Origin of the sequence: Streptomyces sp. NPDC089424 (assembly GCF_044749345.1) — a bacterium.
In the GTDB taxonomy this organism is placed as follows: Bacteria; Actinomycetota; Actinomycetes; order Streptomycetales; family Streptomycetaceae; genus Streptomyces.
Genome location: NZ_JBIVHU010000006.1, coordinates 197,584 through 214,041, shown reverse-complemented (window position 1 = coordinate 214,041; position 16,458 = coordinate 197,584). Strand labels below are relative to the sequence as shown.

Sequence of the window (16,458 nt, the reverse complement as noted above, 5' to 3'; positions counted from 1 at the left end):
CCTTTTGCCTCCTCGGCCGTCCGCTGCTCGCGTGTGCCGTGGTCTACCTGGTCGCCAAGGTGAACAATGCCCGTCCGACCTGAGCGAATTCCCCCTTGGGGTGATCACGGAAGAGTGGTTCCGTCCCGAAGAGCACCGCGTGCGGACCACTGATCACCGACGCCCGTCCCGCCGCGGCTCCGGGCCCGCCGCTGCCGTCCGGCAGCGCCCGCCAGTGCCCCGACACGAGCGGCCTGCCCGTCGCGTACGACTGTTCCACACGCACCCCGTGTCCGAGATCCGTGAACCACAGCGGCGCGTAGACGAAGGAGTGCTCCGGCGCTCCCGCGGTGATCCGGCCTCCCGCGTTCACCACCCGCACCACCCCGTTGGCGTCCCCGTTGCCTTCGACGGGCTTGACCGGCAGCAGCCCGGCGCCGGCGTTGAACTCCGCCCCGACCGCCCCGCGCCCGACCAGACCGTGCCCGTCGAGGAACCGGCCGAGGGCCTGGCGCGCGGCCGGGTTCAGGTCGTCGTACGCGAGCCCCGCCGACACGAACAGCACGTCCACCCCCGACCAGTCGAACCCGGCGTTGAGCACCCCGGCCGACACCGGTGTCACCTCGAAGCCCATCTCGCGCAGCGCGAACAGCTCCCCCGAGGTGACGGCCGCCGCCACCCGTACCCGGGTCAGCCCGGTGCCGCCGGTCAGCCGGGTCGCCGTGAAGGCGACGTCGTGGGCACGCGCCACGGCCACCGCCTGCCGTCGGGCCGAACCCGGCACGAGCACACTGCCGTCGGCCGCCTGCCGGACCCGTACGCCCTGGGAGAGCAGGGAGTTGAGGGCCGCGACCTCGCGCGGGTCGTCGAGGCGCAGCCGCAGATCGCCGCGCGGGGCCACGTACGCCACGCGCGCCGCCTCGCGCACCGGGCGCAACGGTACGGAAGGCAGCCCGCGCACCGGCCCGACCGAGGCGCCCCACAGCCGGCCGAGGCTCCAGCCGGAGATGTCGTACATCGCCGACACCTTGGCGCTGATGTCCCGCCCGTCGGCCAGCAGCACGTTGGCGAGACCGCGCTTGGGCTGGCGCATGTCGACGACGTACGAGCCCTTGGCGTACCAGCGGCCGGAGAGCCGGAAGGAGTGGTCCGCCCGGCCGACGCGGACGTCGTTGTCCAGCAGATGGCCGACCAGGCGCGCGGCGGCGGTGGCGGAGCGCTGGGCGTCGCCCGCCGCGATGACGTAGGCGCGCGGGAAGGTGGTGGTGTAGACGTCCTCGGGGCCGATGCCGGGCACGCCGGGCACGGTCTCCTCGGACACCGGCACCTGCGCGGCCCCCGCGGCGCCCCGCCGGAAGACCTCGATCTGGTCGGCGACCAGCGTGCGGCGCTTGTCCCGTACGTAGTCCAGGGTCGCGGTGAGTGCGGCGCCCGCGACGTCGACGTTGATCGCGGACCGGCGGCGCAACTCGGCCTGCGGCAGGGTGTCGTAGGCGCTGTTGTTCACCTGGAGCGGGATCTCGACGGTGTGCGCGGCGACCGCGCCGTGGAAGGCGGCGTACTGCGGGGTGAAGATGGGCGGCCAGTCGTCCCAGCCCTCCTCCTGGTCCCGGAAGGGGATCTGGGCGGGCTCGACGCCGTCCTCGGCGGGTGTGTGGCCGAGTCCGTTGACGGCGGCCTCCATGCCGAGGGCGTTGGCGTAGGTGTGCTTGAGGAAGAGGTCGTACTCGTAGTTCTCGCCGTGCGGCGGGGTGGTGGGCTCGATGAGGGTGCCGTTGACGTAGCCGTGCAGGTCGAGCAGGACCGCCGGCTGCTTGTCGACCATGATCTGCCGCATCGCCCGCGCCTCGGGCTGGGAAGCGGTGACGAGGTCCCGGTTGAGGTCGAACCCGCTCGCGTTCGCCCGGGTTCCGGCGATCCGGCCGTCGGGGTTGGCGGTGATGTTGAAGTACAGGCGGCTGTGCGCGAGCAGGTCCCTCGTGGCCGTGTCGTCCGCCGTCGCGAGCCGTTCGACGAGCCTGAGGGACGCGTCGGTGCCCTCCCACTCGTTGCCGTGGATGTTGTTGTTGAAGAAGACGGGCGTCTTGTACGAAGCCTTGACGCGCGGGTCCTTCGCGGCCACCGCCGGCGCGTTCTCGATGAGCTCCCGCATCCGGGTCTGCTCGCGGGCCTGACGGGCCGTCTCCGGTGCGGTGACGGTGACCAGATAGAGCCGCCGGCCACCGGCCGAGCGGCCCGCGACCTCCACGCTCACCCGGTCGCCCAGGCGCTGCAACGCGTTCAGCTTCGGCGCGAGGGCGTGGTACGGGGTGAGGCCCAGCTTGAGCGACTTGTCGCCCGGGTCCACCGGGTCCGGGGCCAGCCGCTGCTCGCGCGGGTAGCCACGGGAGGGGTCCGACAGATCGGGCAGGGGCTCGGCGAACGCCCGACGGGCGCTGCTCGCCGGGGACTTGGCGAGGGTGGAGTCGAGGGCGGGACCCTCCGTGTCTGCCCTGGTGACGGCGTCGTCGTCCGCGCCTGCCGGGCCGGGGACGGCCAGCAGGAGCGAGCCGGCCGTACCGAGGGCGACAGCGGCGGTCAGGACGGTTCTCGCAGAGGTCGTTCTCGTGATGCGCACGCGTACCTCCTGAGGGGTTCCTGAGATCGGTACGGCGAGGTGTACCTGTTCGACTCAACCGCAACAAGAGGGTCTTGGTGTCGCGGCGACCCGCCGTTGCCCCGGATGGCGCACGGCGGGCGCGCGGCAGGAAGGCGGTCCCGGCCGTCACACCTGCGTGACCGCCCCCGTGCAGGCCCCCGATAGGGTTCCCCCCATGCGCGATCTCGGGGTGGGTTTCAGCTATCTCCTGAAGGGCCAGCGTTGGGTGGCCCGGCACGGCAAGAAATACGGCTTCGGGCTGCTTCCCGGCCTGATCACCCTCGTCCTGTACGCGGCGGCCCTGGTGGCGCTCGCCGTGTGGGGCGAGGACTTCGTCGGCTGGTCGACCCCCTTCGCCGACGACTGGTCGAGCCCCTGGCTCGGGCTGTTCCGCGGCTTCCTGACGGCCGTCCTGTTCGCCCTCGCCCTGCTGCTGGCCGTCCTCACCTTCACGGCCGTCACCCTGCTGATCGGCCAGCCCTTCTACGAGGCCCTGTCCGAGTCCGTCGACCGTGACGTCTCGCCGGACGGCACCGCGCCCGTCTCCGACCTGCCCCTGTACCGGGAGTTGTGGATCTCGGCGCGCGACAGCCTGCGCGTCCTGGGGCGCGCCGCGGTCTGGGGGGTGCTGCTCTTCGCCCTCGGCTTCGTCCCCCTGGTCGGCCAGACCGCCGTACCCGTGATCGGGTTCTTCGTCACCGGCTTCTTCCTCACCGAGGAGCTCACCTCCGTCGCCCTCCAGCGACGCGGCGTCGAACTCCGTGACCGGCTCGCCCTGCTGCGCTCCCGCAAGACCCTGATCTGGGGCTTCGGCACCCCCCTCGGCCTCGCCTTCCTCGTCCCCTTCGTCGCCGTGTTCCTGATGCCCGGCGCGGTCGCGGGCGCCACCCTGCTCGCCCGCGACCTGCGGGGCGAGGAGATCGCCGAGGGGGCCGTCGGCAAGGACGGCGCCCGGGAGGTCACCCGGTGACCGAGGTGCTCGCCGTCGCCGTCATCACCGTTCTCGCGGTGATCGCCCCCGGCGCCGACTTCGCGATGGTCGTCCGCAACAGCTATCTGCACGGCCGCCGCACCGGCCTGCTCGGCGCGGTCGGCGTCGCCGCCGGGGTCCTGGTGCACGTCACCTACACCATGCTCGGCGTCGGTCTGCTGATCGCCTCGTCGACCTTCCTCTTCACGGTCATCAAACTGGTCGGCGCGGCCTACCTCGTGTACATCGGCGTCCGCACCTTCCGCACCCGCGGCGAGCTCCAGGTCGACCTGGAGCGCGGCGGTGGCCTCACCCCGTTCGCGGCCCTGCGCGCCGGCTTCCTCACCAACGTCCTGAACCCGAAGACGACCCTGTTCGTCGTCTCGACCTTCGCCCAGGTCGTGGGCCCCGGCACGCCGGTGCCCCAGCAGGTGGGCTACGGCCTGTTCATGTCGCTTGCCCACCTGCTGTGGTTCGGCGTCGTCGCCGTCTTCTTCTCTCAGGACCGGATGCGCACCCTGATGCTGCGCGGCCAGAAGGTCCTCAACAAGGTGATCGGTGCCGCCCTGGCCGGCCTGGGCGTCAGCCTCGCGTTCGCCCCGTCGCACTAGCCTCGAGCGCGACGGTCACGATCGCCCGTACCTGCGCGATGATGTCGAGCCGGTTGCGGACGAACTCGGGGTCGGTGACCTCCGTGGTGTTGCCCGCGGCGAACTGGAGCACCGGCGTGTGCACATGACCGCCCGGCAGCCGGTCGTGCAGCCCCAGCCGGTCCCGCAGCAGCGTCGCGCGGTAGGCGATCTCGTTGGAGAGGTAGTCGCCGCCGCCCCCGGCGCGCGCCGTAGACCCGGGGGTCGGCCCGTCCGGCCGCACGACGGCCTGGGTGCCGCCCGCCGGGATCTCGGTCACCGAGGTGTTGTCGTACACGGGGAAGCGCCCGGTGCCGGCGGCCACGATCGCCGCGTACGGCAGCGTCGTCGACGTCCACTGCGGCTGCGAGGCCGGGTCGGTGACGGGGACGGTCTCCGTCCTCCCGATGTTCTCGTTGTCCGCGAACCCGCCCCGCCAGGCCCCGTTGGTCCGCTCGACGTCGAACCGCCCGACGCGGCCCTGACTCACCGTCGTGAAGAGATCGACCTTCGGCAGATACGGCCGCAGCGTCCGCTCCACCGAGCCGTCCGCGAAGTCCTGCCAGCGCACCGGGAACACGGCGGTCTCCACCCGCGCCGGCCCGTCCGCGGTCCGGATCACCGTGCCGTCGAGCGCGAGGGCGGTGGCGCCGGACGGATTGGAGATCCGCACGTCCCGGTCCAGGGTGAACGGGTCGAACCCGGTGACCAGGACCCGCTTCACGCCCTTGCCGCGTGACGGGTGGTCGATGTCGCTCTGTCCGCGCGAGGTCCGCTCCAGCACGTCCAGCAGCGCCCCGCGCTGCCGCTCGTCGAGCCCGAACGCCGGCTCCCAGCCGCGTACTTCCCGCGTCATCCCGAGTCGCGCCCAGTACAGCGGCCGGTCGTCGTCACGGCTGAGATCACCCACGTCCGGCCCGCGTCCCTGCGCCCGTTCGACCGCCCGCCGCCACAGCGCCGACCCTTCCCGTACGACGATCCGGTGGGCCTGCCCGTAGGAGCGGGCCCGGTTGAGCGCCTCGGCGAACCCGGGGGCCACCGCGTCGAATCCGGACCGCCGCAGGATCTCCTGCGGCGCGGCGCGCTCCAGCCGCTGTTCCTCGACGGTGACGGTGACCGCGGGGCCTGCCGAGGCGGTGGCGGGGGCCGGGAGTGAGGCCAGCAGGGCGATTCCGAGTGCACCGATGCCAACACGTATGGAGTTCAAGGGGGTTCGGGTCCTTCCGTCGCAGTGGGGTGCGGGAACGGCCGCAGTATCCCGTGACGGAAGTGGTCCACGCCATGGTGTGGGGCGCGACGGGTGTCAGTCCTCGCCCAGCAGCGTCAGGAAGTCCTGGAACGCCCCGGGCATGTCCACCGACTCCGGGTCCAGCAGCCACTGGTACTGGAGCCCGTCCATCACCGCCACCAGCAGGGGCGCGGTGCGCTCCGGCGTGAGTCCGTTCGGCAGCCGGTCGCCGTACTCGGCGCGCAGCACGGCCGCCATGTTCTCCCGCACCCGCGCGTACCGCTCCGTGAAATAGGCCCGCGCCGGATGCCCCTCCGTGACGCTCTCGCCGAGCAGCGCGGAGAAGGTCTGCACGATGCCGGGCCGCATCGCGTTGTACTCGACCAGCGAGGTCAGCAGCTCCAGGCGCCACCGCCCGTCGGGCACCGCGTCCCACTGGTCGCGCTCCTCCAGCACGGCGACGAGCAGCGCGTCCTTGGTCGGGAAGTGGTGCAGCAGCCCCTGCTGGGTCAGCCCCACCCGCTCCGCCACGGCGGCCAGGCTCGCGCCCCGGTAGCCGCGCTCGGCGATCACCTCCAGGGCGGCCCGCACGATCTCGGCCCGCCGCTCCTCGCTCCTGACCCGCGCGCTCATGGCGTCACGGTACGACATGGACCCCCACCGAAAATAACGGAGAAATAACAAAACCTACCGGCCGCCAGGTGGCCGATGCACGATGGAGGCACCGCACGGACATCAGCCACCGCACGGACCTCGACGAGGAGACACCCCATGGCGGGACCCCCGCGCACCACCCCGGCCGACCAGGCCCGTGAGGCAGCCGTCGAGGCCGCCCTCGGCAAGCTGGACCTCGATGCCAAGGCGCGCCTCCTGGCCGGCCAGGACTCCTGGACCCTGCCCGCCCTCCCCGCGATCGGCCTCGGCTCCCTCGTCATGTCCGACGGCCCGATCGGGGTGCGCGGCGTCCACTGGAGCGCCGAGGACCCGTCCGTCGCCCTGCCCTCGCCCACCGCGCTCGCCGCCACCTGGGACCCCGCCCTGGCCCGCCGGGCCGGCGTCCTGCTCGCCCAGGAGGCCCGCCGCAAGGGCGTCCACGTCCTGCTCGCCCCCACGGTCAACCTGCACCGCTCCCCGCTCGGCGGCCGCCACTTCGAGGCCTACAGCGAGGACCCGTACCTCACCGGGCGGATCGGCAGCGGCTACGTCCAGGGGGTGCAGTCGGGCGGTGTGGCCACCACCGTCAAGCACTTCGTCGCCAACGACGCCGAGACCGACCGCTTCACGGTGGACAACGTCGTCGGCGCACGCGCGCTGCGCGAGCTCTACCTCGCGCCCTTCGAGGCCATCGTCGAGAACGCCCGCCCCTGGGGCGTCATGACCGCCTACAACGCGGTCAACGGCACCACCATGACCGAGCACCACCACCTCGTGAACGAGGTCCTGCGCGGCGAGTGGGGCTTCGACGGTGTCAACGTCTCCGACTGGACCGCCGCCCGCTCCACCACCGGCGCCGTCGAGGGCGGACTCGACATCGCCATGCCCGGCCCGCGCACCGTCTACGGTGAGGCCCTCGCGCGGGCCGTGCGCGAGGGCAGGGCCGACGAGGCGAAGGTCGACGACGCCGTGCGCAACGTGCTGCGCCTCGCCGCCAGGGTCGGCGTCCTGGACGGCGCCGACCCGGCCGTCGCAGACCTCCCGGCCCCCGTCGACGGCACGGCCCTGGCCCGGGAGATCGCCCGCCGCTCCTTCGTCCTGGTCCGCAACGAGGGCGCCCTGCCCCTGCGGCCCGGCACGGTGGCCCTGATCGGCGCCGCCGCCCGCGACGCCCGGGTGCTCGGCGGCGGCTCCGCCACCGTCTTCCCCGACCATGTGGTCTCCCCGCTCGACGGCCTCACCGCCGCGTTCCCCGAGGGCACGGTGCGGTACGCCGTGGGCGCCGACCCCAACACCGAACTGGCCGTCGCCGCCAAGGGCTTCACACTGCGCGCGATCTGCCGCGACGCGGACGGCCAGGTCGTCGGCACCGCCTTCGCCCCGGACGGGCAGATCCACTGGATGGGCACCGACCTGCCCGAGGGGGTCACCCCCGAGCGGCTGCGCTCCGTCGAACTGACCGGCACCTTCACCCCCCGCGACACCGGCACGCACACGTTCGGCCTGAAGGGCGTCGGCGCCTTCACCCTCACCGTCGACGGCACCACGCACTACGACGACGTCCAGCGCCCCGCCAAGGAGGGCGACCCCTTCGGCGCCTTCTTCGGCGCTCCCGTCCCGCGCGCCCGGGCCGAACTCACCGCGGGCGAGCCGGTCGAGGTCTCCCTCACCCATGTCCTCGACCTCCCCGACGGCATCCCCCTGAAGGCCGTCACCTTCGCCCTCGCCCACCAGGAGCCGCTGCGCGACCCGGACGAGCTGATCGCCGAGGCAGCGCGCGCCGCGGGCGCCGCCGACACGGCCGTCGTCGTGGTCGCCACCACCGAACGCGTCGAGTCCGAGGGCTTCGACCGCACCGACCTGCGCCTGCCCGGCCGCCAGGACGATCTGGTGCGCGCCGTCGCGGCCGCCAACCCGCGCACGGTCGTGGTCGTCAACGCCGGCTCCCCGGTGGAGCTGCCCTGGCGCGAGCAGGTGGCGGCCGTGCTGCTGACCTGGTTCCCCGGGCAGGAGGGCGGCGCCGCGCTGGCGGACGTGCTCACGGGGGCGCACGAGCCGGGCGGCCGGCTGCCCACCACCTGGGGCCCGCTGGCGGACGCCCCGGTCACCGAGGTCGTCCCCACCGACGGCGAACTCTCCTACGCCGAGGGGCCCTTCATCGGCTACCGCGCCTGGGAGAGGGCGGGCAGGACCCCCACATACCCCTTCGGCCACGGCCTCGGCTACACCCGGTGGGCGTACGAGTCGCTGGAGATCGACGGGACGACGGTGAGGGTGCGCGTGCGCAACACCGGCGAGCGCCCCGGCCGCGAGGTCGTGCAGCTCTACGTCGCCCCGGTCGAGCCCGCCGCCGGATCGGGTGCCGAGCGCCCGGCGCGCTGGCTGGCCGGCTTCGCGGGCGTCGAGGCGGGGCCGGGGGAGAGCGCCGAGGCCGTCGTCGAACTCCCGCGCCGGGCGTTCGAGATCTGGGACGAGGCCGCCGCCGCGTGGTCGTATGTGAAGGGTTCGTACGAGATCCAGGCGGGCCGCTCGATCGCGGACCGCAGGATCACGCTGACGACTACTGTCTGATCCAGGGCGATTCGTCCCGCAGAGCAGCCCCGGCCCGGGACCTGACAACCGGGCCGGGGCTCGGGGGACCGGCGGGCTCAGCGCACCGAGAAGCCGTACACCGTCTCCGAGCGGAACACCTCGCCCGGCCGCAGCACGGTGGCCGGGAACTCCGGACGGTTCGGCGAGTCGGGGAAGTGCTGCGTCTCCAGCGCGACTCCGTCCCCGGGCGCGAACGGCCCGCTCAGGTGCTCGGCGGTGTAGAGCTGAAGTCCCGGCTCGGTGGTCGCCACCGTCAGCACCCGCCCCGACGCCGGGTCGGACAGCTCCGCGACCTCGACCGGTGTGCCGGTCACGCCCTTGTCGAGGACGAAGTTGTGGTCGTACCCGGAACCGGTCTTGCGTGCCTTGCGGAAGTCGAACCGGGTCCCCTCGACCGGGGCGATCCCCGTCGGGATCGCGTGGCCGTCCACCGGTGTGTAGCGCCCGGCGGCGATCCGCAGCTCGTGGCCGCCCGCGTTGCCGGAACCGTTCAGGTTCCAGTACGAGTGGTTCGTCAGGTTCACCACGGTCGGCGCGTCGGTCACGGCCTCGTACGCGATCCGCAGCGCGCCGGTGTCGTCGAGGCGGTAGACCGCCGAGACCTCCAGCCGCCCCGGGAAGCCCTCCTCGCCGTGCGGGCTGACCCTGCGCAGGCGCACGCCGTGCTCGACCGGCGTCACGTCCCACACGCGCTTGTCGAAGCCGCGCTCCCCGCCGTGCAGCGAGTTCGGCCCGTCGTTCTGCGCGAGGGCGTACGTCAGGCCGTCGAGCGGGAAGCGGCCGCCCGCGATCCGGTTGGCGTACCGCCCGACCAGGGCGCCCAAGTACGGTCCGGGGTGCTCCAGATAGCCGTCGAGGCCGGCGAACCCGAGCACCACGTCCGCCGTCCGCCCGTCCCGGTCCGGCACCTCGACCGACTGCACGATCCCGCCGTACGACAGCACCCGCACCCGTACGCCCGCGCGCTCCAGGGTCCAGCGATGTACGGCCGTCCCGTCGGAAAGTGTCCCGAAGTGTTCGCTCATGAGCGGAACTTTAAGGCTTGTTGCCGGTGACCTTCCGGTAGGCGATCTCCGCCAGCCGCGCCTGTCCGTCGGTGCTCGGGTGGAACCAGTCCCAGTGGCTCAACTGCGCGGTCCCGAACCGGTACTCGTACACGGCGCCGCCGTCGTAGCGGCAGCGCTCGTCGGCCCCGCAGACCTCCGCCAGCACCGCGTTGTAGTCCTCGACCCGCCGCTGCACCGTCGCCCGCCGCTCGTTGGCCGCCGCGTCCAGGTCGTCCGCGTCGCCCAGCATCGACGGGCAGATGCCGAGCTTCCACACCTGCTTGCCGAGCGGATTGGTACGGCCCTCCGACCACAGCCGCATCAGATTCGGGATGCTCGCCACATACACCTGAGTCTTGGGCAGAGCCTTGCGCAGGGTGCGCATCGCGTCCCGGAAGTCCGCCCGGAAGTCGGCGACCGGCGTCATCGCCGAGGTCGAGGACCGGCAGGCGTCGTTCGCCCCCGTCATCACCGTCACCAACTGCGGTGCACGCCCCGCCGCCCGCGTCATCTGCTCCGGCAGGTCCTTCATCATGGTCCCGCTCTCGGCGTAGTTCCAGCTGTGCGAGGCCACCCGCGCGCGGCCCAGCAGCCGCGTGGCGAGGCTCCTCACCTCCGGGCTGCTGCCGGTCGACCAGGACACCTCCGGACAGTCCGACAGCACCAGGCAGGTGTTGAAACCCCGCGTGATGGAGTCGCCGACGGCGGCGATCGAGGCGGGACTCGCGTCCCACACCACCGCCGGAGGCGCCTTGCGCTGCCGGCCGAGGCCCGCTTCGTCCGGCGGGTCGCCGCCCACGACGTCGCACCCGGTCAGTCCCACCAGGGCCGCCGTGAGCACGGCCACCGTCGTCCGCGCCCGCTGTCCGGTCTTCCGCATCGTCCGCCTTCCCCCTCGCTCGCCTTCACCCCTCCATGACAACCGGGAGGGTCCCCGCCCGCTCGCTGGGCAACGGGTTACGCCCGTACAAGCGTCCCCATGGGTGAATGGCGGCACTTTCCGGGCCCTGGGACCGACGGTACGTCACACTCCTTGCGCCGCCGCACGGTAGCCTCGCCATCAACGAGGCCGACCGGCCACGACCGCCCTGCCAGCCGCAACACGCCCGCTCAGCCCGGAGGTCCCGGTGACGACACGTGGAGTCCTGTACGTGCACTCCGCGCCGCGCGCGCTGTGCCCGCACGTCGAGTGGGCCGTCGCCGGGGTGCTCGGCACGCGCGTCAACCTCGACTGGATCCGGCAGCCGGCCGCGCCCGGCACCTGGCGCTCCGAGTTCTCCTGGCAGGGCGAGCCGGGCACGGCCTCCCAACTCGCCTCGGCGCTGCGGGGCTGGCATCTGCTCCGCTTCGAGGTGACCGCCGAGCCCTGCCCGACCGCCGAGGGCGAGCGCTACAGCTGCACCCCCGACCTGGGCATCTTCCACGCCGTCACCGGCATCCACGGCGACATCCTGATCCCCGAGGACCGCCTGCGCGCGGCCCTGGTCCGCGCCCAGCAGGGCGAGACGGACCTGGAGGCCGAGATCGCCAAGCTCCTCGGCAAGCCCTGGGACGACGAACTGGAGCCCTTCCGCTACGCGGGCGAGGGCGCCCCGGTCCGCTGGCTCCACCAGGTTGTCTGAAACGGCCCTGAGAACGGCGATGGCCCGGCCCCCCGTCAGGGGGTCCGGGCCATCGCCGTGAGGCGGGAAGGAATCAGACCGTACGGAACGCCAGCACCACGTTGTGCCCACCGAATCCGAACGAGTCGTTCAGCGCCGCGATCCGCCCGTCGGCGGCCAGCTTGCGCGCCTCGCCCCGCACCACGTCGGCGTTCGCCTCGGCCTCGGGATCGAGGTTCTCGACGTTGATGGTCGGCGGAGCCACCCGGTGGTACAGCGCGAGCACGGTCGCGACCGTCTCGACACCGCCCGCGCCACCCAGCAGATGCCCGGTCATCGACTTCGTCGCGGACACCGCCATGTGGTCGGCGTCGTCACCGAACACCTTGCGCAGCGCCTTCAGCTCGGCGATGTCACCGGCCGGCGTCGACGTCGCGTGCGCGTTGACGTGCATGATCTCGGCCGGGTCCAGGTCGGTCCGGTCGAGCAGGTTCTGCAGGGCGTGCGCGATGCCGCGGCCCTCGGGCTCCGGCTGCACGATGTCGTGGCCGTCGGCGGAGATGCCCTGGCCGACCGCCTCGGCGTACACCCGCGCGCCGCGCTTCGCGGCGTGCTCGGCGGACTCCAGGACGACGACACCGGCGCCCTCACCGAGGACGAAGCCGTCGCGACCGACGTCGTAGGGACGCGAGGCGCCCTGCGGGTCGTCGTTGTTCTTGGACATCGCCATCATGTTGCCGAACGCGGCGATCGGCAGCGGGTGGATCGCCGCCTCCGTGCCACCTGCGACGACGACGTCGGCGCGGCCGGAGCGGATCATCTCGATGGCGTAGCCGATGGCCTCGGCGCCGGACGCGCACGCGGAGACCGGGGTGTGCACGCCCGCCCGGGCGCCCACGGCCAGACCCACGTTCGCGGAGGGGCCGTTCGGCATCAGCATGGGGACGGTGTGCGGGGAGACGCGGCGAACGCCCTTCTCCTTGAGCACGTCGTACTGGTCCAGCAGCGTCGTCACGCCGCCGATACCGGAGGCGATGACCGCGCCGAGCCGGTCCGGGTCGATCTCGGGGTCCTCGCCGGCCTTGGCGGTGAAGCCGGCGTCGGCCCAGGCCTCCTGCGCCGCGATCAGCGCGAACTGCGCCGAGCGGTCGAGGCGACGGGCCTGCGGCCGCGGGATGGTCTCGGTGGGCTCCACCGCGACCGGCGCGGCGATGCGGACCGCCTGGTCGGCGGCCCACTCCTGCTCCAGGGGCTTGACGCCGGAACGTCCGGCGACCAGGCCCTCCCAGGTCGAGGCTGCGTCGCCACCCAGCGGTGTGGTTGCGCCGATACCGGTGACGACCACGGTGCGATTGGTCGGGCTCACGGGAATTCTTTCTCCAACGGATACGAGGATTCAGCGGCGCCACCGCCGGGTGGCGGGGCCGGAGACATCCGGCCCAAGGGGCCTCAGGACTGGTGCTTGAGGATGTACTCGGTCGCGTCGCCCACGGTCTTGAGGTTCTTGACGTCGTCGTCCGGGATCTTCACGTCGAAGCGCTCTTCGGCGGCGACGACGACCTCGACCATGGACAGCGAGTCGACGTCCAGGTCGTCGGTGAAGGACTTGTCCAGCTGGACGTCCTCGGTGGGGATCCCGGCGATCTCGTTCACGATCTCCGCGAGACCGGCGACGATCTCTTCCTGAGTGGCGGCCATGTCAGGCGCTCCTTCGTTGTGTTCCAGAGGGTGTGGCGGTGCTGCTTCCGTGCCGGACCGGCATGATCCGGCACGGAGTGCCTAGGGGAGAGTAACGACCGTCGCTGCGTAGACGAGACCCGCCCCGAATCCGATGACGAGCGCGGTGTCGCCGCTCTTCGCCTCGCCGGTCGCCAGGAGCCGCTCCATCGCGAGCGGGATCGAGGCGGCCGAGGTGTTGCCGGTGGTGCGGATGTCACGGGCGACCGTGACCGACTCCGGCAGCTTGAGAGTCTTCACCATCGAGTCGATGATCCGCTCGTTGGCCTGGTGCGGAATGAAGACGTCCAGTTCGGTCGGGCTGATCCCGGCCACGTCCAGCGCCTGCTGCGCGACCTTCGCCATCTCGAAGACGGCCCAGCGGAACACCGCCTGGCCCTCCTGCGTGATCGCGGGGAACCGCTCGACCTCGCCGGCCCGGTAGTCCGTCCACGGCAGGGTCTGCTTGATGGTCTCGGACTTGTCGCCCTCGGAACCCCACACCGTGGGGCCGATGGCGGGCTCCGTCGACGGGCCGACGACGACCGCGCCGGCGCCGTCACCGAACAGGAAGGCCGTCGCGCGGTCCTCCAGGTCGGTCAGGTCGCTCAGCCGCTCGACGCCGATGACCAGCACGTACTCGGCGCTGCCCTCGACGACCATGCCCTTGGCGAGGGTCAGGCCGTAGCCGAAGCCCGCGCAGCCGGCCGAGATGTCGAAGGCCGCGGCCTTGGCCGTGCCCAGCTTGTCGGCGATCTCGGTGGCGACGGCCGGGGTCTGCTTGAAGTGCGTGACGGTCGAGACGATCACCGCGCCGACCTGCTCGGCGGAGATCCCGGCGTCCGCGATCGCCTTGCCGGACGCCTCGATCGACATCGCGGCGACCGTCTCCTCGTCGTTCGCCCAGTGCCGGGTCTCGATGCCGGAGCGCGAACGGATCCACTCGTCGGACGAGTCGATCGTCTCGAGGATCACCTCGTTCGGCACGACCCGGGTGGGCCGGTAGCCGCCCACGCCGAGGATCCGCGCGTACGGGGCACCCTTGCTGGGCTTGATCTTCGACATGTTGCAGTCGGCTCCTTAAGGCGTCAGCAGGGCGTCAGACGTGCTCGGCGATGAGCTCGCGGGCCGCGTCGATGTCGTCGGGGGTCTTCAGGGCCAGCGTCTTCACGCCGGGCAGGGCACGCTTGGCGAGGCCGGTCAGGGTGCCGCCGGGGCACACCTCCAGCAGCGCGGTGACGCCCAGCTCCTGGAAGGTCTGCATGCACAGGTCCCAGCGCACCGGGTTGGCGACCTGGCCGACCAGGCGCTCCAGGATCCCGGCGCCGGTCGACACCGTGCGGCCGTCGCTGTTCGACACGTAGGTGAGCTTCGGGTCCGAGGGCGTCAGCTCCCGGGCGGCGGCGGCCAGCTTGTCGACGGCCGGTGCCATGTGCTGCGTGTGGAACGCGCCGGCCACCTTCAGCGGGACGACCTTGCGCACGCCCTCGGGCTTGTCCTCGTTCAGCGCGGCGAGCTGCTCCAGCGTGCCCGCGGCCACGATCTGCCCGGCGCCGTTGACGTTCGCCGGGGTCAGGCCCAGCTTCTCCAGGTGCGGCACGGTGACCTCGGGGTCGCCGCCGAGCAGCGCCGACATCCCGGTCTTGGTGACCGCGGCGGCCTCGGCCATGGCCAGGCCCCGCTTGCGCACCAGGGTCAGCGCGGCGGTGTCGTCGAGGACGCCGGCGAAGGCGGCGGCGGTGATCTCACCGACGCTGTGGCCCGCGACCGCGCCCGGCGAGATGTCACCGAGTGCCGCGGCCGAGAGGATTCCCGCGGCGACCAGCAGCGGCTGCGCCACGGCCGTGTCGCGGATCTCGTCCGCGTCGGCCTGCGTGCCGAAGTGGGCGAGGTCCAGTCCGATGGCGTCCGACCAGGAGGCGACCAGGTCGGCGGCACCGGGCAGTTCGAGCCAGGGGGTCAGGAAGCCGGGCGTCTGAGCGCCTTGGCCGGGAGCGACGAGTACGAGCACTCTCACACTCTCTCTTGGTTACGGGCACGGCCGCCCGTGGGGACAAGGACGAAGAACGGCAGGGGGTTTTGTGGGCCCCCGACAAAAGCCTATGGCTGGAGATCCCCATCGGCCAGACGCCCCAGGATCAGCGCGATGCGCAACGTGAACGCGGAACGTACATCGGATGGCGACCAACCGGTGACGTCAGTCACACGTCGAAGCCGGTAGCGCACGGTGTTGGGATGGACGAAGAGCATCCGGGCGGCGCCTTCGAGACTGCTCGCCTGTTCGAGATAGACGCTGAGCGTCTCCAGGAGCGCGGACCCGGCCTCCTCCAGCGGTCTGTAGATCTCCTCCACCAACTGCTCGCGTGCGCTCGGGTCCGAGGCGATCGCGCGCTCCGGCAGCAGATCGTCCGCCAGCACCGGCCGGGGCGCGTCCTGCCAGGCGGAACACGCCTTCAGGCCGGCCGCGGCGGCCTGCGCGGACCGGGTCGCGGCCAGCAGGTCGGGCACGATCGGCCCGGCGACCACCGGACCGGCGGCGAAGGGCCCGATCAGCGACCTGGCGACGGCGAGGGGGTTGTCGCTGCCGCCCGCGATGACCACGAGCCGGTCGCCCAGCACCCCGGTCAGCACCTGGAGCTTGGCATGCCGTGCCGCCCGCCGGATCGCCTCGACGGTCAGCTCGGAGTCACCGTCGGGTGCCGTGCCCAGCACCACGCACACATGCTCGGGCGCGTTCCAGCCCAGCGCCGCCGCCCGGGAGAGCGCGCCCTCGTCCGCCTCGCCGCTCAGCACGGCGTTCACGACCAGTGACTCGAGGCGCGCGTCCCAGGCGCCGCGTGCCTCGGCGGCCTGCGCGTAGACCTGGGCGGTGGCGAAGGCGATCTCCCGGGCGTAGACCAGCAGCGCCTCCCGCAGGATCCGCTCGTCGCCGGGAGCGGCGACCTCGTCGATCGCGCTCTCCATGACCTCGATCGTGGTGCGCACCATCTCCACGGTCTGCCGCAGCGTGATCGCCCGGGTCAGCTCGCGCGGAGCGGTGCCGAAGACATCGGTGGAGATCGCCTGCGGGGCGTCCGGGTGCCGGAACCACTCCGTGAACGCGGCGATACCGGCCTGCGCGACCAGCCCGATCCAGGAACGGTTCTCCGGGGGCATGGCCCGGTACCAGGGCAGCGTCTCGTCCATCCGCGCGATGGCCTGGGCGGCGAGACTGCCGGAGGACTTCTCCAGCCGCTTCAGGGTCGCGGAGTGCGGATGCACGCCGTGGGAGGCGGTCCGGGCGTTGCTGGTTTCGGGTTCGGGCACGGGACAAGACTGCCTTATCCGGACGCGGACACGTGTCGCCGGGTCGGGACCGGACGCACGACCCCGGGCCCCGGCGCCCGCGGCGCCTTCCCACAAGGG

At 72.5% G+C, this 16,458-nt stretch carries 14 protein-coding genes; 4 read left to right on the top strand and 10 right to left on the bottom strand.

All coding sequences use genetic code 11. From position 1 onward, the window contains the following. Window positions 1-43: 43 nt before the first annotated feature. On the bottom strand, window positions 44-2,596 hold the full coding sequence (locus ACIP2X_RS25860; RefSeq protein WP_401676819.1) for a M14 family zinc carboxypeptidase: 2,553 nt from the start codon (window positions 2,594-2,596) through the stop codon (window positions 44-46). 196 nt (window positions 2,597-2,792) lie between these two features. On the opposite strand from ACIP2X_RS25860, the gene ACIP2X_RS25855 reads away from it, so the two are divergent. Together ACIP2X_RS25855 and ACIP2X_RS25850 are read left to right on the top strand one after the other, a co-directional pair. Beyond that, window positions 2,793-3,587, top strand: a complete 795-nt coding sequence (locus ACIP2X_RS25855) for an EI24 domain-containing protein (RefSeq protein ID WP_401676817.1) — start codon at window positions 2,793-2,795, stop codon at window positions 3,585-3,587. Beyond that, complete coding sequence (locus ACIP2X_RS25850; protein WP_401676815.1) at window positions 3,584-4,198, top strand: LysE family transporter; 615 nt, start codon at window positions 3,584-3,586, stop codon at window positions 4,196-4,198. The genes ACIP2X_RS25855 and ACIP2X_RS25850 overlap by 4 nt, the downstream gene beginning before the upstream one ends. Here the strand turns inward: ACIP2X_RS25850 and ACIP2X_RS25845 are convergent. After that, window positions 4,170-5,423: a pyroglutamyl peptidase gene (locus ACIP2X_RS25845; protein WP_401676813.1), complete on the bottom strand. Its 1,254-nt coding sequence runs from the start codon at window positions 5,421-5,423 to the stop codon at window positions 4,170-4,172. The genes ACIP2X_RS25850 and ACIP2X_RS25845 overlap by 29 nt on opposite strands. A gap of 96 nt (window positions 5,424-5,519) precedes the next feature. Further along, complete coding sequence (locus tag ACIP2X_RS25840; RefSeq protein ID WP_401676811.1) at window positions 5,520-6,095, bottom strand: TetR/AcrR family transcriptional regulator; 576 nt, start codon at window positions 6,093-6,095, stop codon at window positions 5,520-5,522. A 120-nt stretch (window positions 6,096-6,215) separates the two neighbouring features. On the opposite strand from ACIP2X_RS25840, the gene ACIP2X_RS25835 reads away from it, so the two are divergent. Next, on the top strand, window positions 6,216-8,669 hold the full coding sequence (locus ACIP2X_RS25835; protein WP_401676809.1) for a glycoside hydrolase family 3 protein: 2,454 nt from the start codon (window positions 6,216-6,218) through the stop codon (window positions 8,667-8,669). Window positions 8,670-8,746: 77 nt separating this feature from the next. Here ACIP2X_RS25835 and ACIP2X_RS25830 read toward each other — a convergent pair whose 3' ends face one another. Both ACIP2X_RS25830 and ACIP2X_RS25825 read right to left on the bottom strand, forming a co-directional pair. After that, window positions 8,747-9,715: an aldose epimerase family protein gene (locus tag ACIP2X_RS25830; protein WP_401676808.1), complete on the bottom strand. Its 969-nt coding sequence runs from the start codon at window positions 9,713-9,715 to the stop codon at window positions 8,747-8,749. Between the two features lie 10 nt (window positions 9,716-9,725). Next, on the bottom strand, window positions 9,726-10,616 hold the full coding sequence (locus ACIP2X_RS25825) for an SGNH/GDSL hydrolase family protein (RefSeq protein WP_401676806.1): 891 nt from the start codon (window positions 10,614-10,616) through the stop codon (window positions 9,726-9,728). A gap of 247 nt (window positions 10,617-10,863) precedes the next feature. Here ACIP2X_RS25825 and ACIP2X_RS25820 point away from each other — a divergent pair, with 247 nt between their 5' ends. Continuing rightward, the gene (locus ACIP2X_RS25820; protein ID WP_401676804.1) at window positions 10,864-11,358 is read left to right on the top strand and encodes a DUF3145 domain-containing protein; all 495 of its coding nucleotides are present in this window, start codon (window positions 10,864-10,866) and stop codon (window positions 11,356-11,358) included. A gap of 73 nt (window positions 11,359-11,431) precedes the next feature. Here ACIP2X_RS25820 and fabF read toward each other — a convergent pair whose 3' ends face one another. The 5 genes from fabF to ACIP2X_RS25795 form a co-directional block, all read right to left on the bottom strand. Continuing rightward, a complete protein-coding gene (gene fabF / locus ACIP2X_RS25815; RefSeq protein WP_401676802.1) occupies window positions 11,432-12,703 on the bottom strand; it encodes a beta-ketoacyl-ACP synthase II in 1,272 nt (423 codons plus the stop codon). Window positions 12,704-12,786: 83 nt separating this feature from the next. Next, window positions 12,787-13,035, bottom strand: a complete 249-nt coding sequence (locus ACIP2X_RS25810) for an acyl carrier protein (RefSeq protein WP_141312265.1) — start codon at window positions 13,033-13,035, stop codon at window positions 12,787-12,789. A gap of 81 nt (window positions 13,036-13,116) precedes the next feature. Next, window positions 13,117-14,118 carry a ketoacyl-ACP synthase III gene (locus ACIP2X_RS25805; protein ID WP_401676799.1) on the bottom strand — a complete coding sequence of 334 codons (1,002 nt, stop codon included), beginning with the start codon at window positions 14,116-14,118 and terminating at the stop codon, window positions 13,117-13,119. A 34-nt stretch (window positions 14,119-14,152) separates the two neighbouring features. Further along, window positions 14,153-15,064 (bottom strand): ACP S-malonyltransferase, encoded by a 912-nt coding sequence (locus tag ACIP2X_RS25800; RefSeq protein ID WP_401676797.1) that lies wholly within the window; start codon window positions 15,062-15,064, stop codon window positions 14,153-14,155. 89 nt (window positions 15,065-15,153) lie between these two features. Next, window positions 15,154-16,359 carry a PucR family transcriptional regulator gene (locus tag ACIP2X_RS25795; RefSeq protein ID WP_401676795.1) on the bottom strand — a complete coding sequence of 402 codons (1,206 nt, stop codon included), beginning with the start codon at window positions 16,357-16,359 and terminating at the stop codon, window positions 15,154-15,156. Between the last annotated feature and the right edge of the window lie 99 nt (window positions 16,360-16,458).